This window comes from Halalkalibacter oceani, from assembly GCF_023715605.1.
Lineage (GTDB): Bacteria > Bacillota > Bacilli > Bacillales > Bacillaceae_D > Halalkalibacter > Halalkalibacter oceani.
The window spans coordinates 317,953-337,570 of the sequence record NZ_JAMBOL010000001.1 but is presented as its reverse complement, the minus strand read 5'-3'; the positions used below and the strand labels follow the sequence as shown (position 1 = coordinate 337,570).

Here is a 19,618-nt window from a genome sequence, read left to right as displayed (position 1 = left end):
ACAAAGGAGAGAAAACAATGGCAGTCCATTTACAAATCAGCGAACAAGTGAAAAAACACCGGCACGCCCAACAGCAATTCCGGGAACTGGATGCAAAACGCGAACAAGCGATTGAATATGCGCTTGCTGAGGCGAAGGCGGGACAGGCGATCAACGTAATCGAAATCAATCGGATTACAAATGAAATGAACCAAATTGCGACGCGCTTTCACTTTCCTGTAAGAAAAACCGTCACAATCGACATGGTCAAGGACGTCATTCAGCGCAGCAAATAAGTTCCGGGGGCTGGGACAAAAGGTTGTTTTTTTACCTTTTGCCCAGCCCTTAGCAATGAGCGAAAAAAGAAGTTTTTCAGTAGCCTTGGAGAGAGTCGGTTTTTTACAACAGGCCTGTGGCAAGTGCTGCCATTGCCACTATGAAAAAAGAGGCATATTGACGGTTGTTCTATCATACACTTCGTCATAACGGTGTTCGTGTGAAAATGAATTGAAGGAGGGGGCATCATGAAAATCGGGATAATAGGGACAGGAAGCATGGGGACCATTCTGCTCGAATCGTTCATTGACTCCGGCCAAATCGCAGCCGAACAAGTAATCATTACGAACCGGACAAAGCAGAAGGCAGAAGCGCTTCAGGCTCGGTTCCCGGATCTGAATGTGGCCGAAGATGGGACGGCTGTCGTCAAGCAGGCCGATGTCACGTTTCTTTGTGTTAAACCGCTACAGTTCCCCGAACTGCTTCGGCAGCTTGCACCCCATTGCCGACCGGAGAAAATCCTCATTTCAATTACAAGTCCGATTGCGGTAAAGGAATTGGAGCATATGGTGGACTGCAAGGTCGCGCGCGCGATTCCGAGCATTTTAAACCGGGCGCTGACCGGCTCTTCGCTTTTAAGCTTTGGCGAAAGATGTACGCATGAAGATCGCCGGCTCGTCACACAAATTATGCGTTCGATCTCGGAGCCTCTGTTGATCGAGGAAGACATTACCCGCGTTTCCTCGGATATCGTCAGCTGTGGCCCGGCTTTTTTCAGCTATTTGGTTCAGCAGTTTATTGAAGGGGCTGTGCGGCAAACAAAAATTTCGAAGGAAGATGCCACTATTCTGGCGACAAATATGCTGATCGGTATGGGGAAATTACTGGAGAAAGAGCATTTCACCTTGCCATCGCTGCAGCAAAGAGTGTGTGTACCCGGGGGCATTACGGGAGAAGGAATCAAAGTGCTGGAAGAGGAAGTGGGACAGATGTTTGATCATCTGTTTCAGCAAACGCAGGAAAAATATGCCGAAGATAAGGAGCTGCTTACAACGGCCTTTGCCAATAAATAAAGCTTCGCACAGCACGCAGCCTCAGAGGTAGATCACGGGAAAGCAGGTAACCCGTTTGATCTACCCTTTTTTTCGCCATTTGCTTGTAAAATCCTTTATTTTTTTGCACAAAAAAAGATTCGCTCGCTGCCTTCATGCGGTGGCGCTTCTTTGAAATCAGCCGTAATGCTTTCTACCGTAAAGCCGGCTGCAGCCAGCCATGCTTCGTATTGCCTGATTGCGAACGTCCGTTGCTTATGCAGCTCTTCCTTTTTAATATAATAAGGAGGCTGATCCTGGATAAAAAAGGTCAGCTCATGCTCGACGCTGGCCTGATGCTCTCCAGGAAAGGCGGTCCAAATGTAAGCAATGTCACCTTCATCATCGGCGAACGTCTGACCGATATACCCTTCTTCAATCTTATGAACGGAATGAACATCAAACAGGAGAAGTCCCCCCGTATGAAGCCGGTTGTAGGCGCTTTCGAACGTAGCCTGAACATCGCTTTCCTGCTCAAGATAATTGAGTGAGTCACAAAAAATCGTGATCAGATCGTAGCTCTCTTCACTAACAAGTCCGGTCATCGACTGCTCCAGCAACGTCGCCCGCACTCCTGCCTTTTCACATTTTTCATTGGCGATCGCCAGCATTTCCGCGGAAAGGTCGACGCCTGTCACCTGGGCTCCTTCAAGCGCAAGGCGGATGAGCAGCTCTCCCGTGCCGCAGCCGACGTCCATCACCGCTTTGTTTGCCAGCTGGCCATCACCAAGCTGCCGCTTGACATATGCGAGCCACTCATCGTAGGGAGCTTCCTTCATCAATTGATCATATAACGTCGCAAATACTTGATAACTCATGATTGCTCCTTCGCATACGTCCAGCCATCGCGCTGTTCAATTTTGTTTTCTTTCATCAGCTTCCCTAATGCTCGTTTAAAAGCCGCCTTGCTCATTTGAAACCGCGCCTTAATGTCTTCCGGCGGTGTTTTATCCCAATAAGGCATCGAGCCTCCCCGTTCAACTAAATAAGCATAGATCCGTTCTGAATCCTCCTGCTGACGCTCCGAGCGTAACGGTCGCGCAGTGACGTTCAGCTTGCCGTCTTCCCGAACAAAAATAACACGCCCCTGGACATATTCGCCGTACCGCGGCTCAGAATTCATTTCGTCCTGATGCAAAAACGCGATATAGCCTTCATCGGTAAATAGCCTTACTCCTTCATCAAGGAAATGGTAGGCATACCCGCCAACCTCCTCCTTCAGCATCTCAGCTGGCGCCGGCTTCGCCATTTTTTCAATCGGTTCTCCCCGGACGATTCGGGCCATTAAACGTCCTTTTTTATCCCACGTTAAAGAGAGTGGCAGCTTATCACCGGGCTGCGGCCAGCGCTCACGGTCATACGGAAGTTCATCCATTGACAGGAACAGATCACGGGCGATCCCGTTATGAAAAAATACTCCATGCCCTGTTCGCACGGAAACCGCTTCAAGCCAGGCAATCTCTCCGACCTTGAGCAAAGGCTCTTCCATCGTCGCCGACAGTCGCCCCTGATGATCATGATAGAGATACACCTCCACGTTATCGCCTACCTGAACGCCTTCTTTCGCTTCTCGTTGATGAAGAAGAACGTCGATGTTTCCATCGCTTAAAAAGAAGCCGAAGCTCGCCTGACGTACGACCTCTAATGTTACGACAAATCCGGGCTTTAGCTCCATTATCCTAAAACTCCTTCTAACTCAATAATTGGCGCGTCGCCCCACAGCTTTTCCAAATTGTAATACAAACGCTCATCCTTATGAAAAACGTGAACGACAACATCGCCGATATCGATGAGCACCCAGCGTGCCTGGTCGTAGCCTTCCAAACGCTTAATATCGATATCCTGCTCCTGCATGACCTTTTTGATTTCATGGGCAATCGCCTGCACCTGCTTATCAGAATTCCCGTGACAAATGACGAAATAATCGGCAATCAAGGAAACCCCCTTCATGTTCAGGGCCACGATATTTTCCGCCTTCTTATCATCCATTGCTTTTACTGCTAACGATAGCAGGGGGGAATGACTCATTCTCTCACATCTCCTTTTTCATTTTAAGATTTATTAGTTGAAGCACTATGCTTTCTTTGCTTCGGCAATCAAGTGATTATACGTGTCAATCGTTTTTGGATAAACGAGCTGCCCACGCTTCAGCAAAAAGGTTACCGTGTTCGCCAACGCGGCGACAATCGCCCTGTCGAGATCCTTTTGGGCGATTTCCCGTACTTCCTCTACTCCTTTAAATACCCGTCCCGGCTCAATGTAATCGGCCAGGAAGATAATCTTTTCCAGCAGGCTCATCCCCGGTCGGCCGGTCGTGTGGTAACGAATTGCATTCAGGATCTCTTCATCGGTAATCCCCACCTCCTGTGCGACATAATAGGCGCCACATGGAGCATGGAGAAGCTCATCCCCGTAGTCGAGTATACTCTTATCAGATAGTCTTTCCTGAACGAGCGCTCTCATTTCCTCTTTATTACGAAATTTAGCGTAATCGTGAAAAATCGCCGCCAGCTCCGCTTTTTTTTGATCCGCGCCATAGCGTTCAGCGAGTAGGAGCGCGCTCTCGAGCACCCCTAATGTATGCGCATAACGGTGCTCCGTTAAATGCGGTTTAATCCGTTGAAGGGCTTCTTCTCGCTTCATACAATCCTCTTTCCTTTATGATTTTTTCAACCTCATCAGGAACCATATATGTAATCGGCTTCCCTTCCGCCACCCGTTGCCGGATCAGCGTGGAGGAATAATCAACCTGCACCATGTCCAATAGCTCGACTGCTCCTGAATAAGCGGAAGCCGACGTTGAGCCGGGACGCTTCGTGCCGATAAAAGTCACCAATGTCATCAGCTCATCAATCCGATGCCAGTGCGGCAAATAATCGATCATATCACCGCCGATTAAAAAATAAAACATCACATCCGGATAGCGCTTTTTTAACAGCTTCACCGTATCGACCGTATAGGAAGGACCTTCCCGCTCCACTTCAATCGTGGAAACGGAAAAGGTCTTATGCCGCTTCGTCACCTTCTTCAGCATATCAATCCGGTCCTTGTTTGACGCCAATTCATCGCTTTCCTTATGAGGAGGTACATTGACAGGGATGAACCATAGTTCATCAAGCTCATAAGCTAAACACGCTTCCTGCGCGAATAGCATATGGCCAAGATGCGGCGGATTAAACGTTCCGCCAAACAAGCCTATTTTCTTCACGGTTACACCTCCTCTTAGGAAGGGAGAATCAGCTCTTTATGTTCTTTTGATTCTTTGTACAGCACGATCGTATGACCAATGATCTGAACGACTTCGGCTCCCGTCGTTTTCGCCAAAGCGTCCGCCACTTCCTGCTTATCATCCTCACAGTTTTGTAAAATACTCACTTTGAGAAGCTCGCGCGCTTCAAGTGCTTCCGCCACCTGCTTGCTCATATTTTGATTGACGCCGCCTTTTCCGACTTGAAAAATCGGATTTAAATGATGCGCTTTTGAACGCAAAAATCGTTTTTGTTTTCCGGTTAACATCATGACCCTCCTAATTTTTCCAATACAATGTTCTTCATCCGGTTCCGGTCCGGCTGCTGCTTCGTCCAATGCTGAAACGAAAGTGCGGCCTGATTGACAAACATTCCTACACCATTGACCGTTTTCGCTCCCCGCATTGCCGCTTCTTTTAACAGCTTCGTCTCCAGCGGATTATAAATTAAATCACTGACAACCTGATCGCTCGTAATTCGTTCAAGCGACAGTGGAATCTCTTCGACATTTGGACTCATCCCAATTGAGGTTGAGTTAATGATAATAGTAAATTCAGCGAGGCGCCCTTCCGCCTCCTGCTTGTGAATCGCTTCCGCATCTGTCGCGAACTCGCGCGCCAGCTGAAGAAGCGGCTCTGTCTTCTCAAGCGTCCGGTTTGTCATCGTCAGCTTGCCGATTCCTTCGCGCAACAACGCAGTTACGACCCCGCGGGCCGCTCCGCCGGCTCCGATCATCAGCACATGCTTATCGGCTAAAGCGTTCGTTTCTTCCAGCAGTGATTCGACATAGCCACGCCCGTCGGTATTATAGCCGATTAAACAGCCGTCCTCGTTCACAATCGTATTCACGGCTCCGATCTGTTCAGCTTCCTCATCAATTTTATCCAAATGAGGGATGACCGCCACTTTGTGAGGAACGGTGACATTACAGCCTGCAATGCCTAAAGCTCTAATCCCCTCTATCGCCTCTTTCACCTGATCCGGCCTTACATCAAACGCATGATAACTCGCGTCAATTCCTAAAGAGCGAAACGCATCATTATGAATAAGCGGCGACATCGAGTGTCCGACCGGATGGCCAAGCAACCCAAAGACTTTCCCCATCTTTCTCCCCTCGCTTTTTTCCAGACATATGTTAGATAAGTGACTCGCGGATCGACACCTCAACGCCTTTTGGCGCATAGGCTTCAAGCACAATATGTGTGCCGTTCACCGTTACCCAGCCAAGGCCGGAAAAGACGATGTCAACCTTCTCTTCCTTCACACGAAAGCTATGCTTCACGAGCGGCGGCAGGTCCGACTTCGTCTCCGGGCCCGGCGGTGTCAACAGGTCTCCGAGATGCTCCTCATACAGCTGATCGGCTTTTTCCTGTTTCGTGCGATGGATATGAAGTTCATTTGAACAATAGCATGTAAAGGACGTTCGGTCGCCTTTCAGAAAATCAAAGCGGACGAGCCCGCCCAAAAATAACGTCTGTCCCTCGTTAAGCTGAAAATTCATCGGTTTGATCTCTTTTTTCGGGGTGATGATCTTCAACTCCTGCTTATCTACATGATGCGCCATTTGATGATGGTTAATAATCCCCGGCGTATCATACAATGTGCTTCCGTCATCAAGCGGAATGTCGATCATATCAAGGGTCGTTCCGGGAAAATAAGAGGTCGTAATCAGTTGCTCGGAATCTCCGCCAAACGCTTTAATGATCTGATTAATAAAAGTCGATTTCCCGACGTTCGTACAGCCGACAACGTAGACATCCTTCCCTTCGCGCAGTTCATCAATCGCAGCTGCCACCTCTTCCACACCCTGATTCTTGTCTGCGCTCATCAGCATGACATCAACCGGCTTTAGTCCGAGCTCCTTCGCTGATTTTTTCATCCAGTTCACTAACCGGTTTTGGTTTAGCGACTTCGGTAACAAATCGACTTTATTACCGACGAGGAGAACCGGATTCCCACCGACAAAGCGGTGCAGACCCGGAAGCCAGCTTCCCGTAAAATCAAAAATGTCAACAATCTTGACGATCAGCGCATCCGTCTTGCCAAGTCCGTTTAATATTTTTAAAAAGTCGTCATCCGTCAGGGCGACGTCCTGCACTTCATTGTAGTGCTTCAAGCGAAAACAGCGCTGGCATGTAATAACGTCGCGTTCCAAGGCAGAAGGCGGCGCATAGCCCAAGCCTGTTTTGTCCTTAGTCTGTACGGCTACTCCGCAACCGGAGCATATGATTTGTCGTTCTTCCATCTATTCATCCTCCCACTGAATCATTCCACGTCTTTTCATCCAATTCAATACAATCCGTTCCATTCTTCTGTTCAGCCTCGTTGCCCATCCATCAGAACTTGAGACGGGGACGACGAGAATCGTATGCAGCCCGGCCCTGTTACCTCCCAGTACATCAGTAAAAATTTGATCGCCGATCACGACAACTTCATCCTTTGCCAACTCCATCGCTTGGCAAGCCTGCCGAAACGCTCTGCGCTGCGGCTTTCGCGCTGCATGAATAAATACAATACCCTCCGGCTCCGCAAATGCTTTTACACGCTTACTCGTATTATTCGAGACAATCGTCACCTTCATTCCTGCTTCTCTCAGCTGCTTCAACCAGGCTCGTACTTCCGGCGTTGCGTCAGGGCGGTCCCATTCCACTAATGTATTATCAAGGTCGGTAATAACTCCTTTGATGCCTTTTTTGCGCAAAGCATCCAGGTCAATATTATAAATGCTTTTTTCATATTGATTTGGAAGCAGCTTGTTCAACAAACGCACACACCTCCTTACTGTTTTCTGCACGGACTTCTAATCAAACTTTAACTATACCTGTCCTGCCCAAGATTTTCAATTGATATCCATATTTTTATAGCTCGTTAATGCAAATCATTAAAAATTTTTCGACAAGATCAGATGGCAATCAACACTGTGGATAACTTTATACACGGCTAAAAGGTATGCGCTATCAAGCTTTCTTAAAATTATGTACAAGCAATTAACAAGTTATCCACGTTTCTATGTGGATAAATCGAACAGTTGTTCTATTTTACAACTCATGGTAGGATAGGAAGTACAAAGGATCTGAACAACTTACTACCATATGAAATGACGGAAATAAATATACCTGTTTTCTACCATCTATATTAAAGGAGGTGAAACCTGCTCTGACTAACCTGGGCAGGATCCAAAATGGACAACCTTTCAAACGAATTGCTCCTTGAGACATATTTCAAAGCGATTGATTTAGAACTTAACGAAGACTTTATCGAGTTAATTTATCAGGAAATTGTAAAGCGCTCCCTTACCGATAAAATTAAAATGTCCTCTTAAAAGAAGGTGTCCTGAAAGCATTGGCTTTCAGGACACCTTTCTTTGTTTCGCCGCGCGCCCCAGAATAAATGAAGCTGACTAACGGGGGCCGATGCGAATATATTCTCTTGGTTTAAAAGGAACTGCTTGCGGAACCTCTCCTTCCTGCCTGCCCTGGATAATCACTCCATCAGACGGGTCCAATCCTTTTTCATCTATTATACGCTGGTTCCATTCATTTGCTATCCACCCTACTGCAATCAGCGTCGTAAAAATGCCTGCTGCAATCGTGCCTTTCTTTTTATTGCTCATAGTCCGTCACTCCTGTTGGAAGAGGTAAATGCTCTCCTCATAGGATGGCGCTTTTTATGGCAAAATATACATATACAGCTGCAAAGAAGCCCGCCAGCTAAACTGTAAAAAATTCTTCACATTTTTTATTATCAGAAAAAAAATCTTGGATTTTTTCGTTCTTTTTCTACATATTTAACTGAACAAAAAAACAGCGAAAAGCAAATAGAGACGAAGGGTGCATGTCTATTGAATTTAGGTTATAATTTGTTTTAGTTCTCACGGTGGTTCTATCTAGTAGTCCGTCATGGAGAAAAGAGCCTTGCATTACATTCTATTTATCGACGTTGAAGGAGGTATGTCAGTTGACGGTTTTACATTGGGCTACAATCTCTCCATTTTTGTTAGCTATTTTGATTCCGTTTTTGTATAAGTACGCAAGATCGATACATACAGGGTGGTTTGTTTTAATCTTGCCACTTGTTTTGTTTGTTTATTTTATTCGCCAACTCCCGATCACTTCTAACGGGGGGACGGTCGAGCATACGGTTCCTTGGGTGCCTTCACTTGGCATTCATTTTAATGTTTATCTTGATGGGCTGAGCTTATTGTTTGCCTTGCTTATCACCGGGATAGGAACGCTCGTTGTTCTCTATTCCATTTATTACTTATCTAAAACGAAAGAAAAGTTGAATAACTTCTATGTGTATTTACTGATGTTCATGGGAGCGATGCTCGGCGTTGTCCTGTCGGATAACCTGATTGTCCTTTATGCCTTTTGGGAGCTTACAAGCCTGGCTTCTTCCTTATTAATCAGTTACTGGTATCACCGGAAAAAATCAACATATGGCGCGCAGAAGTCAATGCTGATTACAGTCTTTGGCGGATTTGCAATGCTCGCCGGGTTCGCGTTGCTCTACTTAATTACCGGAACATTCAGTATCCGTGAAATTATTGCCAGCGTTGATGTCGTCGCCGCCAGCAACCTGTTCCTGCCGGCAATGCTTCTGATTTTGCTTGGTGCTTTCACAAAATCGGCTCAGTTTCCGTTCCATATTTGGCTTCCTGACGCGATGGAAGCTCCGACTCCTGTCAGCGCCTATCTTCACTCTGCTACTATGGTAAAGGCCGGTATTTATTTAGTTGCCCGTTTGACGCCTGTATTTGGCGGGGCGGCTGAATGGTTTTGGCTGTTGTCCGGCTTCGGGATTATCACCTTATTCTGGGGCTCTCTCTCCGCGGTCAGACAGAAAGATCTGAAAGGGATTTTAGCCTTTTCCACGATTAGTCAGCTTGGCCTGATTATGTGCTTGCTCGGCCTCGGTTCAGCTTCCTTATACTTTAGTGATGGGACGAATACGGAGATGTATACAATCGCCGTCCTGGCGGCCATCTTCCATTTAATTAATCACGCGACCTTTAAAGGAAGCCTGTTTATGACAGCCGGGATTATCGACCATGAAACCGGAACGCGCGATATCCGGAATCTCGGCGGCTTGATGACAATCATGCCGATCACCTTTACAATCTCTTTAATTGGTCTCGCTTCAATGGCCGGTTTACCGCCGTTCAATGGGTTTTTAAGTAAGGAGATGTTTTTTACAGGTGTTCTAAATGCGACGGAGCTGGGCATTTTCAACATGCCGACATGGGGTTTATTATTCCCGATCCTCGCCTGGGTTGCGAGTATTTTTACCTTTGCCTACTGTGCGATCCTCTTTTTCAAAACGTTCACAGGGCCGTTTAAGCCTGAGAAGTATGATGTGAAGGTTCATGAGGCGCCAATTGGCATGTTAATCAGTCCAATCGTGCTCGGCTCTCTTGTCGTGATCTTTGGTTTCTTCCCAAATCTACTCGCCTATACGCTCATTAATCCGGCGATGGAGGCCATTCTGCCGACATTGCTTGCGGAAGGCGAAGTGTTTAAAATTGATATTTACCATTGGCACGGTTTTAACCTTGAGCTGTTTATGACCATCGGTGTTATCATCTTAGGTTCATTGGTTTTCCTGACGATGAAGAAATGGGCACAGATGTCATTTTACTTAAGAGAGCGCGATCCAATTAACTATTTGTATGACGGAGCGCTTGCCGGTATTAGCACAGGAGGAAAAAGACTGACTTCCACCTACATGACGGGAAGCATCAGACACTATTTAATTTACATCTATTCTTTCATGGTGCTGTTTATCGGTTATATGTTCTTTAAACTGGATGGATTTGCGTTTGGCGGTGAAGCCGCGCCAATCACCTTCTTTGAAACGTTAATCGGCGTCGTGATGGTAACGGCTGCCCTCGTAGTCATGTTCGCCAAGACACGTTTAACGGCAATTGTCGGGCTGGGAGCCGTCGGCTATTCACTGGCCACGTTCTTCGTCTTCTTCCGGGCACCGGATTTGGCTTTGACTCAAATGGTAATCGAAACCGTTTCGGCCGTTCTGTTTTTACTGTGCTTTTACCACTTACCTGTCTTTAAGCAAAAGTTTGAAAGTACTTCGTTTAAAGTCGGAAACTTTATCGTCAGCTTAGGAGTCGGCATACTAATAACATTGCTTGCGATCTCGTCTCATAACTCGAAGTTCTTTGAGTCGCTCAAGGATTACTTCGTCCAGGCAAGCTATGATGAGGCCGGTGGTAAAAACATGGTGAATGTCATCCTCGTCGATTTCCGTGGATTTGATACGCTGTTTGAAATTCTCGTATTGGGAATTGCCGCACTCGGCATTTATTCCATGATTAAATTAAGACTGGCAAAGGAGGATCACTAATGCGCACAAATGATGTCATTTTGAAGACAGCGACTCAGCTGATCATATTTATTATCATCATTTTCTCCATTTATGTTTTCCTTGCCGGTCACCATAATCCGGGCGGCGGATTCATCGGCGGGCTCATGACAGCTGCGGCCTTTGTTCTGCTCGGGTTGGCTTTTGATATTGATACCGTCAAAAAAACGATTCCGATTGATTTTAAAATGATTACGGCATTAGGACTGCTGATCGCGGTCCTGACGGGGGTAGGCGCTTTTGTGTTCGGGGCGAACTTTTTAACGCACACATTCGACTACTTTATGCTGCCTCTGCTCGGGGAAACGGAATTGGCTACTGCCCTGCTGTTTGATATTGGCGTCTATCTCGTCGTCATTGGCGTCACGCTAACGATTATATTTTCAATTGGGGAGGATCAAAAATAATGGAAATTGTTATCTCCATCGTTGTGGGTATCCTCTTTATGATAGGAACCTACCTTATCCTTTCAAAAAATGTCACGCGGATCATTATCGGGACTGGCATTCTGAGCCACGGCGTCCATCTGCTGTTATTAACGATGGGCGGCTTAAAGCAGGGGGCGGCTCCTCTACTCGGTCAAGAGGCAGCTGCCTATTCTGACCCTTTACCGCAAGCCCTTATCTTAACAGCGATCGTTATTAGCTTCGGGGTGACATCATTCTTCCTGGTCCTTGCTTACCGGGCTTATAACGTTCATGGGACAGATGATATGGAACAAATGAGAGGGTTGGAATCCGATGAATAATCTTATAATTGCACCATTACTCATACCATTGCTTACCGGGGTTATTTTACTCTTTTTGCGGAAGCATATCGTGGCACAAAAAGTGCTCAGTATGCTATCGGGATTGGCGATTATCGCTACGAGCGGCGTTCTGCTTGGCGACGTGCTAACGAACGGGGTCGGCTCTTATCAGCTTGGCGGCTGGCAGCCTCCTTTTGGCATCGTGCTCGTCGCTGATTCCCTGTCCGTATTGCTCGTATTATTTTCCAGTATCATATTAGTTGCGACGACTTTGTTTACATACAAGGGGCTTGATTTGGAACGCAAGAATTACTACTATTATCCCCTCGTCCAATTTTTACTGACTGGTATTATTGGCGCCTTTTTAACCGGGGACCTCTTCAATCTGTTCGTCTTTTTTGAGGTTCTGCTTATGTCCTCTTACGCCTTGATCGTCCTGGGAGGAACGAAGACACAGCTCGGGGAGTCCATCAAGTATGTGCTTGTCAACGTGATTTCCTCCGCTTTGTTTGTCACAGCCGTCGCCTTTTTGTATTCAATGACAGGCACTCTGAATATGGCCGACCTTTCCCAGCGGATTGCCGAAATCGGTCAACCGGGACTCGTTACCGTCGTGGCCTTGCTCTTTTTAATCGTCTTTGGGATGAAGGCCGCAATTTTCCCGCTGTACTTCTGGTTACCGGGCTCGTATTCTGCACCGCCTCCGGTTATTTCGGCGATATTCGCCGGGCTGTTGACAAAAGTCGGGATTTACGCGATTTACCGGGTGTTTACGATCATCTTTTATCATCACCCTGAAATTACTCATCAAATCATCGGGATACTCGCAACGATTACAATGATCGTCGGGGTAATCGGTGCTGTCGCGTACAATGATCTCCATAAGATTCTCGTCTACAACGTTGTAGCTGGAGTCGGCTTCATTTTACTAGGGCTGTCTTCTTTCAATGAAGATGGATTATTCGGCGGCATTTTCTATTTGCTCCATGATATGATGATTAAAGCAGCGCTCTTCCTGCTGGTTGGAGCCATTATCGCCATTACGCAGACAACGAAAATGAATCAGGCAAGCGGGATTATAAAGCATTATCCGCTGCTCGGCTGGTCGTTTTTAGTCGCAGCCTTGTCGCTTGCGGGGGTACCTCCATTGAGCGGGTTCTTTGGAAAGCTCGCCTTGATCCAGGGAGGCTTTCTCGCCGAGCAATACGTCTTTGTCGGTGTCCTTCTCTTGTCCAGCTTGCTCGTCCTGTATTCAGTGATGAGAATCTTCTTTCTCGTCATTTTGGGAGAGGATCGCCTGCCTGAAACTCATAATAGCGGACAAATTAAAGGGCTGGTTTATCCGAGCGTCTTCCTGCTCGTCTTATCCTTCTTGATGGGAATGGGAGCAGAGTTTGTTTATCCATATGTCGCCGATGCTACCTTCACCCTGCTTAACCCTGAAATTTACATTGAAGCTGTACTAAAGGAGTAGGTCATTATGGCTTTTCAACTTTTACTGAATCTCATACTCACGTTTGTCTGGATGTTTCTTTATAGCTCGTGGGACTTGCCGACATTTATTATCGGTTTCCTCGTCGGGATGCTCATTCTCATTATTGTGAGACGTTTTTTCCCAGGTCCGCTCTATGTTCAGAAGCTTTATGCTGTGCTGAAGTTAACGTTTATCTTTTTAAAGGAGCTTGTGATGTCCAATATGACGGTCATCAAACAAGTGCTTCAGCCAAAGCTGTCGATTAAACCGGGAATTTTCGCTTTGCAAACAGAACTGAAGGCAGATTGGGAAATCACACTTCTGTCATCGCTGATCACCCTTACTCCTGGAACTCTCGTCGTGGATGTATCCGACGATCAGCGCACGCTTTACATTCACGCGATGAATATTGATGATATTGACGAAGCGATTTCGTCCATTAAAAACAGCTTTGAAAAAGCGATTATGGAGGTGAGCAGCTAACGTGTTTACTACAATACTGGTTGTCGCCTTATCCCTTCTTTCCCTTTCATTATTGGGCAGTATTTACCGCGTTATTAAAGGTCCTTCGCCGGCAGACCGGGTCATCGCTCTTGATACGGTCGGGATCACGATGATCGCAATGGTAGGGGTTCTCTCCATGCTGCTTCGGACATCGGCATTTTTTGAAGTCATTCTGCTCGTCGGTGTTCTTGCTTTTATCGGAACAGTCGCCTTTGCCAAATTTATTGAGAGGGGTGTTGTTCTTGAACGAAAACGAGATCATTAATACGATCGTGGCGATTCTCGTGCTCAGCGGGACTTTCCTAAGCTTAGTCACAACGATCGGCTTATTCCGGCTTCCCGATATTTATTCCCGCGCTCACGCCGCTTCAAAGAGTGCAACACTCGGGGTAATGCTCATTTTACTGGGAGCTTTAGTTTATTTTTATCAGGATCACGGCTTAGATGCCCGTCTTATCCTCGGTATTCTTTTTGTCTTTATTACCTCTCCGGTGGCGGGGCATCTGATTTCAAGATCGGCTTACTACTCCGGTGTCCAGCTTTGGGAACATAGCGTTCAGGACGAGCTGAAGCCCGTTGTCGAAAAGAAAAAGAAAGCAGCCGCTGAGGCAGAATAAAGAAGAGGATGCTTTGACATCGTCGGCATTAGCGTTGCGCGCCGTGCTTCGAGACACCCGCTCGTAGCAAGGCCTTTCAAAATCGGGCAACGGCTATGCTCATTACTAAAAAGCCCACTGAAAATCGTCCTTTTTCAGTGGGCTTTAAGCATTCGCCAGGGCTGGGAAAATGGTCAAAAAACAACCTTTTTCCCAGCCCTAATGTTAGTATGTTTCTTTTCCTCTCTACACAGGCTCTGCTTCCTTTTCCGCCTCTCGGACCGCTGCAGCGAGCAAATCCACAATATGAACCGCTTTGACGCTGTCTGACAGCCCTTCACGCTCAATTCCGACCTTCATTTGCAGCAGACACCCTGGATTGGCCGTGACGATTGTCGTCGCTTCTGTCGCCTTGGCATGGACCATTTTATGGTCGATGATTTGCATCGACATCTCCGGCTGGACGATGTTGTAGATCCCTGCTGAGCCGCAGCAGCGGTCGGCTTCCTTCATTTCCCGGAAGGTGACGCCTTCAATTTGCTTTAACAGCGTCCGCGGGGAAGCCGCTCCTCCCATCACATTGCGCAAATGACAGGAATCCTGGTAGGTGACGACCTGCTCTGGCAGCTTCATCGCCGGCAGCCCCAGCTCCAGTAACACCGTCGAAATATCTTTCACCTTTCCAGCAAAATGCTGCGCTCTTTCCTTCCACTCCGGATCATCGCCAAGAAGATGATCATATTCCACTAACAGCGCGCCACAGCCGCCTGCATTGGAAATAATATAATCGACCTGCTCTTCTTCAAATGCGCGAATATTCTTTTTGGCCAGCTCCTTCGCCGTTTCCTTTTCACCGGAATGAGCGTGCAGCGCCCCGCAACAATTTTGCGACTGCGGGATCACAACCTCACAGCCTGCTTTCTCCAGCAAATATAACGTCGAATCATTTGTTTTCATAAACATTGTATCCATCAGACAGCCGGAAAAGAATGCGACTTTCTTTTTCACCGTTCCGGCCGGTTTAATATGCCGCGGACGATTTTTCAGCTCCTTTGGTGAAGCGATCTCCGGCAGCACCCTTTCCATTGTCGCCATTTCTCCAGGCATGATGTTCAGCAGCTTCGTTCCTCTGACCACCTTTTGCAGCCCGCTCTTTTGATAGAGCCAGAGCATATTGTTCACCGAGCGCATCCGGCTTTGATGAGGAAACAAACCGTCAAACACCGTTTTACGCAGCATCCTGGCGGGCAGGCTTTGCTTTTTATGCTCATTTAAAATATCGCGCGCCTCTTCGAGCAGATGGCCGTATTTCACGCCTGACGGGCACGCAGGCTCACAGGCGCGGCATCCGAGACATAGATTAAGCTGACGCTCAAAATCCTCGTCAGGGGCCTTCTTGCCGTCGACAACAGCCTTCATCAAGGCAATTCTGCCGCGCGGGGAAGCCGCTTCATTTTGATCGGTTTCTCCATACGTTGGACACGCTGGCAAACAAAAGCCGCATCTCATACAATTCATCAGTTCATCGTAGTCCATCCGTTCCTGAAACGCTTTTACCGTTTCTTCCTGCTTCGTCGTCATCGTTGCACCACCACCCGTTTCTTTGTCTCCTTGGCGAACATTTTTCCAGGATTCATAATATTATTCGGATCAAAAGCGAGCTTCAACGTCTTCATCGCCTCCACGCCTTCCTCCCCGAGCTTCCAGGCCAAATACGGAGATTTCATCACGCCGACTCCGTGTTCACCCGTAATCGTCCCGCCAAGCTCAATCGCCTTGGCAAAAATTTCTGCAAACGCTTCTTCGACACGATGGATCTCCTCTTCATTGCGGGCATCGGTCATACAGGTTGGATGGAGGTTGCCGTCGCCCGCATGTCCGAACGTACAAATTTCCACCTCATATTTCTCAGCGATCTCATTAATCGCCCTGACCATCTCCGCCACCTTCGAGCGCGGCACAGTCGCATCCTCAAGAATGGTCGTCGGCTTCTTGCGGGCAAGAGCGGATAGCGCAGAACGGCGCGCCGTCGTAAGGGCCAGCCCTTCCTCCGGTGTTTGCGCGACCTGCACGGAAAGCGCATGAGACTGCTCACAAATCGCGACAATTCGTTCTATATCGCGCTCGACGACCTCCAGCGGCCCGTCCTGCTCAATTAACAGCACCGCCCCTACATTGGTCGGCAGGCCGATCTTGGCGAACTCCTCGACGACTTCCAGCGTCCCCTGATCGAGAAACTCAAGCGTTGCCGGAATGATCTTATTGGAAATAATCGCCGAAACCGCTTCCCCGGCTCCCTCCAGGCTGTCAAACAGAGCGAGCATCGTCTTCTTCGTCTCTGGAATCGGGATCAACTTCAACGTCGCTTCTGTGATGATTCCCAACGTGCCTTCAGCGCCGACCATCAGACGGGTAAAGTCATAGCCAGCGACATCCTTTGCCAGCTTCCCTCCTGTCCGGATCAGCTCGCCATTTGGCAGGACAAACTCCAAGCCCATCACATAATCACGTGTCACGCCATATTTCAGTCCGCGCAGTCCGCCTGAGTTTTCGTTAATGTTGCCCCCAATCGTCGAGATTTTCATTGAGCTGGGATCCGGCGGGTAAAAAAGCCCCTTCTCCTCCACCGCCTCAATTAAATTGAGCGTAATTACACCCGGTTGAACCGTGACCGTCAAATTATCCTCGTCAATTTCCAAAATATTGTTCATATAAGTGAATAGCAGAACAATTCCGCCTTCAAGCGGACAGGTTCCGGCGCAAAGATTCGTACCCGATCCGCGCGGTACGATCGGCACTTTATATTCGTTGCACACTTTCACAATCTTCTGAATTTCATATTTATCTCTCGGTTTCACGACCGCATCCGGCATCGCCTGAAAATTCGGCGTCGCATCATAGGAATAAACGACAAGATCCTCTTCTGAATCGAGCACATTCGTTTCTCCGACAATGTCGATCAGCTTCTGTTTGACTTCTTCCTGCAGCATTTCTTCACTCTCCCTTGATCAAGCAAAGCAGCTTGAATGGTTATACCTGTATTATAAAGAAAAAGAACCGCCTCTTCTATGTTCAAAGACACAAAAATAAAGCGGTTACTAAACATTTCATTGTATTATTATCTAATTGATTGCTCTTTATAGTACCATAATGCGATAAAAAGCGCGACGAGATCCTTCGTTTCCTTTAACTGACAGCCAGACAGCTCTTGAATTCGTTTCAGTCTGTAATGAAGAGTATTAATATGAATATGCAAGGCAGTTGCCGTTTCCTTGATGGAAAGCTGATGGGCGAAGTACGCCTGTAACGTCTCAATTAATTCTGTTTCCGCCTGAAGCTGTCCAAGAGCTTTGTCGATGATATGCTGCCTCGTTTCCGGCTTCGCTTCCGCGAGCACGACCTCAAGAATAAACGTATCGTAGAAAATAATCGGCTCTTCCGCCTTTTTGACCGCCAGCGCCTGCTGGGCTTCACGGTAGGCGAGGTTCATCTGCAGCGGGTCAGGCTGCTGGCGGCTGATTCCGGCCCGTAAGCCGAGATGGTATTTTTCCTTTATTTTGCGTGCTAAGGTTACCAGCTCCTGCGCAAGGCCGTGACGACTATGCTGTTTGGCGGAAGCAAGCAGGGCAAACCGCCCTCTCCCCCAGCGGACGAGAACATCCTTTTGTTCATTCGGAAAAACAGAGCGGATCGTTTCCAGCACATCAATTTCAACACCCGGCTCCAATGCTTCCTCCTGCTGCTGCCAGAGCTGCAACAGTACACAGTAACGCGCTTCGCTCATTTCAATACCGAGAATATAGCCGCGATCCTGCAGCTCGGCTGTCACCGTCTCTGTATGCAACCATTCATAGACAAATGTTTCTAGTCCGCGCAGCTCAGAGTCAAGCTTCTCCGCTGCGTAGGCCTCTTCAATGATTAATTCCGTCAGCCGCTGGATCAGCTCCCCGTGCAAAGCCGCGCCCGATTTCGAGCCGGTAATGCCAACAGCGCCGATCACCTTTTGCTGGAAGCGGATCGGCAAATTAAGACCAACCTTCACGCCTTGTAAGCGCTCGGTTTCTTTTTCGGTGATAAGCAGCTTCTGCTCTGTCATGATCACTTCTTTTCCACCCTGATGAAAGGAGCCGATCCGACTCCGGTCACTTGCGGCGATGATCGTCCCTTCCCGATTCATCACAATTACTTCTTCGGAGAGGACTTGGTTGACTTCATTGACGATTCGTTGGGCGACATGGGTTAGCAGTCTCATCGGTCGCTTTCCTCCTTCATCGCCAGCCTTGCTCCCATTTGAATGCTGCCGGCATCAGCCACGCTGTCCGGATCGAGCAATCCCTTTTCAGCCAGCAGAACGACCGTCGAGCCGAAAGAAAAATAAGCGATCTCGTCCCCCTTCTTAATCTCAGTTGACCGATGGGTCCATTCAATCGTATTAATGTTCATCGCCCCGACCTTGACGATGGCCAGATGCTTGTCTGTGACCTGCAGCTCTGTGATCATACGATAATTCCTTGAGAGCGGCCTCCTGCCATAACGCAAACCTGCTTCATTAACAGGATAGGACCGGCCGCCCAACGACCATTGCTTCCTCACCAGCCCATCGACAGGACTGTGAATGCGATGATAATCCTTCGGGCTTAAATATAAGATGATGTAAAGCCCGTCGCGATACCGGGCCGCCTCCTCCTGGCCGCCAAGCATTTCGGCAACCGTATACATTTGTCCTTTCACAGAAAAGCTTGTGTTCTCCTCCAGCTGACCAGCCTGGGCAATCGCTCCGTCGACAGGACTGATCACGCTTTTAGGGTCAGGATCAACCGGCCGCGCCCCTGGCTTTAACGTCCGAATGAACAGATCATGGAGATGGGTGTATTCAGAAACCGGCCGTCCCATTTCCTTTTCGTTCAGCTGATACGTTTTAATAAACGACGGGATCAGACGACGACTTATTTTAGAACGCGAAAATGCACGTAGAATCCTTGATAATAAACGATGATTCGTCAGTTCGATACATGCTTGATAAAACAGTTTCTTCACATTGTCCTCCACTTTCTATGACGGGGTTAGGTAATCATACTAAAATGTATCACAAACAACTAGATTCTTTCTAGCGATCAGGTCAGATCGTTATTTAGCGGTCTATTAATTTGAAATATATGGAACCTATTTTCGGTTTGCTACCTTTAATAATCGCAAAAAACCCCCTCAAATGTCAAAAAGCGTGAAAATTATGGGTTAAAATGCTTTAATTTCTATTCAAAGGCTTGACACTACAAGGCTTTCATGAGTAAATTTAGTTGCGGCGCTTTATAGTTTATCTACAT

Annotated in this window: 24 protein-coding genes; 10 read left to right on the top strand and 14 right to left on the bottom strand. The window is 47.7% G+C overall.

The features are described 5' to 3' along the window. The first annotated feature begins 17 nt into the window (after positions 1-17). Both M3202_RS01700 and comER read left to right on the top strand, forming a co-directional pair. Positions 18-275 (top strand): DUF2533 family protein, encoded by a 258-nt coding sequence (locus M3202_RS01700; RefSeq protein WP_251221637.1) that lies wholly within the window; start codon positions 18-20, stop codon positions 273-275. Positions 276-503: 228 nt separating this feature from the next. Then, entirely contained in the window at positions 504-1,328 is an 825-nt protein-coding gene (comER, locus tag M3202_RS01695; RefSeq protein WP_251221636.1) for a late competence protein ComER, read from the top strand. Between the two features lie 95 nt (positions 1,329-1,423). Here the strand turns inward: comER and M3202_RS01690 are convergent, their stop codons facing one another. From M3202_RS01690 to M3202_RS01650, 9 genes are read right to left on the bottom strand one after another with little or no spacing between them, the layout of a single operon-like run. Continuing rightward, positions 1,424-2,164, bottom strand: coding sequence for a class I SAM-dependent DNA methyltransferase (locus tag M3202_RS01690; protein WP_251221635.1), 741 nt, complete (start codon positions 2,162-2,164; stop codon positions 1,424-1,426). Beyond that, complete coding sequence (locus M3202_RS01685; RefSeq protein WP_251221634.1) at positions 2,161-3,021, bottom strand: CvfB family protein; 861 nt, start codon at positions 3,019-3,021, stop codon at positions 2,161-2,163. Before M3202_RS01685 ends, M3202_RS01690 begins: the two co-directional genes overlap by 4 nt. Continuing rightward, positions 3,021-3,374: a ribosome silencing factor gene (rsfS, locus tag M3202_RS01680; RefSeq protein WP_251221633.1), complete on the bottom strand. Its 354-nt coding sequence runs from the start codon at positions 3,372-3,374 to the stop codon at positions 3,021-3,023. Before rsfS ends, M3202_RS01685 begins: the two co-directional genes overlap by 1 nt. A gap of 45 nt (positions 3,375-3,419) precedes the next feature. Further along, positions 3,420-3,989 carry a bis(5'-nucleosyl)-tetraphosphatase (symmetrical) YqeK gene (yqeK, locus tag M3202_RS01675; RefSeq protein WP_251221632.1) on the bottom strand — a complete coding sequence of 190 codons (570 nt, stop codon included), beginning with the start codon at positions 3,987-3,989 and terminating at the stop codon, positions 3,420-3,422. Next, positions 3,958-4,554, bottom strand: a complete 597-nt coding sequence (locus M3202_RS01670) for a nicotinate-nucleotide adenylyltransferase (protein ID WP_251221631.1) — start codon at positions 4,552-4,554, stop codon at positions 3,958-3,960. Before M3202_RS01670 ends, yqeK begins: the two co-directional genes overlap by 32 nt. Positions 4,555-4,568: 14 nt before the next feature. After that, positions 4,569-4,862 carry a ribosome assembly RNA-binding protein YhbY gene (gene yhbY / locus M3202_RS01665; protein WP_251194259.1) on the bottom strand — a complete coding sequence of 98 codons (294 nt, stop codon included), beginning with the start codon at positions 4,860-4,862 and terminating at the stop codon, positions 4,569-4,571. Then, positions 4,862-5,698: a shikimate dehydrogenase gene (gene aroE / locus M3202_RS01660; protein WP_251221630.1), complete on the bottom strand. Its 837-nt coding sequence runs from the start codon at positions 5,696-5,698 to the stop codon at positions 4,862-4,864. Before aroE ends, yhbY begins: the two co-directional genes overlap by 1 nt. Positions 5,699-5,729: 31 nt before the next feature. After that, positions 5,730-6,839, bottom strand: a complete 1,110-nt coding sequence (gene yqeH / locus M3202_RS01655; RefSeq protein WP_251221629.1) for a ribosome biogenesis GTPase YqeH — start codon at positions 6,837-6,839, stop codon at positions 5,730-5,732. Further along, entirely contained in the window at positions 6,840-7,364 is a 525-nt protein-coding gene (locus M3202_RS01650) for a YqeG family HAD IIIA-type phosphatase (protein ID WP_349775595.1), read from the bottom strand. A 411-nt stretch (positions 7,365-7,775) separates the two neighbouring features. Between M3202_RS01650 and M3202_RS01645 the strand changes: the two genes are divergently transcribed. Then, positions 7,776-7,916: a sporulation histidine kinase inhibitor Sda gene (locus tag M3202_RS01645; RefSeq protein WP_251194263.1), complete on the top strand. Its 141-nt coding sequence runs from the start codon at positions 7,776-7,778 to the stop codon at positions 7,914-7,916. A 78-nt stretch (positions 7,917-7,994) separates the two neighbouring features. Here the strand turns inward: M3202_RS01645 and M3202_RS01640 are convergent, their stop codons facing one another. Further along, the gene (locus M3202_RS01640; RefSeq protein WP_251221627.1) at positions 7,995-8,207 is read right to left on the bottom strand and encodes a hypothetical protein; all 213 of its coding nucleotides are present in this window, start codon (positions 8,205-8,207) and stop codon (positions 7,995-7,997) included. Between the two features lie 344 nt (positions 8,208-8,551). Here M3202_RS01640 and M3202_RS01635 point away from each other — a divergent pair, with 344 nt between their 5' ends. The 7 genes from M3202_RS01635 to mnhG are packed head-to-tail and all read left to right on the top strand — an operon-like array spanning position 8,552 to position 14,315. Beyond that, positions 8,552-10,954, top strand: a complete 2,403-nt coding sequence (locus M3202_RS01635) for a Na+/H+ antiporter subunit A (RefSeq protein ID WP_251221626.1) — start codon at positions 8,552-8,554, stop codon at positions 10,952-10,954. Then, a complete protein-coding gene (locus M3202_RS01630; RefSeq protein WP_251221625.1) occupies positions 10,954-11,379 on the top strand; it encodes a Na(+)/H(+) antiporter subunit B in 426 nt (141 codons plus the stop codon). Before M3202_RS01635 ends, M3202_RS01630 begins: the two co-directional genes overlap by 1 nt. Continuing rightward, a complete protein-coding gene (locus M3202_RS01625) occupies positions 11,379-11,720 on the top strand; it encodes a Na(+)/H(+) antiporter subunit C (protein WP_251221624.1) in 342 nt (113 codons plus the stop codon). The genes M3202_RS01630 and M3202_RS01625 overlap by 1 nt, the downstream gene beginning before the upstream one ends. Beyond that, positions 11,713-13,194: a Na+/H+ antiporter subunit D gene (locus tag M3202_RS01620; RefSeq protein WP_251221623.1), complete on the top strand. Its 1,482-nt coding sequence runs from the start codon at positions 11,713-11,715 to the stop codon at positions 13,192-13,194. The genes M3202_RS01625 and M3202_RS01620 overlap by 8 nt, the downstream gene beginning before the upstream one ends. A 6-nt stretch (positions 13,195-13,200) precedes the next feature. Continuing rightward, positions 13,201-13,677 carry a Na+/H+ antiporter subunit E gene (locus tag M3202_RS01615; RefSeq protein ID WP_251221622.1) on the top strand — a complete coding sequence of 159 codons (477 nt, stop codon included), beginning with the start codon at positions 13,201-13,203 and terminating at the stop codon, positions 13,675-13,677. Between the two features lies 1 nt (position 13,678). Then, positions 13,679-13,963, top strand: a complete 285-nt coding sequence (locus M3202_RS01610) for a Na(+)/H(+) antiporter subunit F1 (protein WP_251221621.1) — start codon at positions 13,679-13,681, stop codon at positions 13,961-13,963. Continuing rightward, positions 13,941-14,315, top strand: coding sequence for a monovalent cation/H(+) antiporter subunit G (gene mnhG / locus M3202_RS01605; protein ID WP_251221620.1), 375 nt, complete (start codon positions 13,941-13,943; stop codon positions 14,313-14,315). Before M3202_RS01610 ends, mnhG begins: the two co-directional genes overlap by 23 nt. 225 nt (positions 14,316-14,540) lie before the next feature. On the opposite strand, the gene M3202_RS01600 is transcribed toward mnhG, so the two are convergent. The 4 genes from M3202_RS01600 to M3202_RS01585 form a co-directional block, all read right to left on the bottom strand. Continuing rightward, the gene (locus tag M3202_RS01600; RefSeq protein WP_251221619.1) at positions 14,541-15,875 is read right to left on the bottom strand and encodes a (Fe-S)-binding protein; all 1,335 of its coding nucleotides are present in this window, start codon (positions 15,873-15,875) and stop codon (positions 14,541-14,543) included. Beyond that, positions 15,872-17,284, bottom strand: coding sequence for a glycolate oxidase subunit GlcD (gene glcD / locus M3202_RS01595; protein WP_251221618.1), 1,413 nt, complete (start codon positions 17,282-17,284; stop codon positions 15,872-15,874). Before glcD ends, M3202_RS01600 begins: the two co-directional genes overlap by 4 nt. Before the next feature lie 128 nt (positions 17,285-17,412). Beyond that, entirely contained in the window at positions 17,413-18,546 is a 1,134-nt protein-coding gene (locus tag M3202_RS01590) for a CdaR family transcriptional regulator (protein ID WP_251221617.1), read from the bottom strand. Continuing rightward, complete coding sequence (locus M3202_RS01585; RefSeq protein ID WP_251221616.1) at positions 18,543-19,331, bottom strand: phosphatidylserine decarboxylase; 789 nt, start codon at positions 19,329-19,331, stop codon at positions 18,543-18,545. Before M3202_RS01585 ends, M3202_RS01590 begins: the two co-directional genes overlap by 4 nt. Positions 19,332-19,618 lie beyond the last annotated feature (287 nt).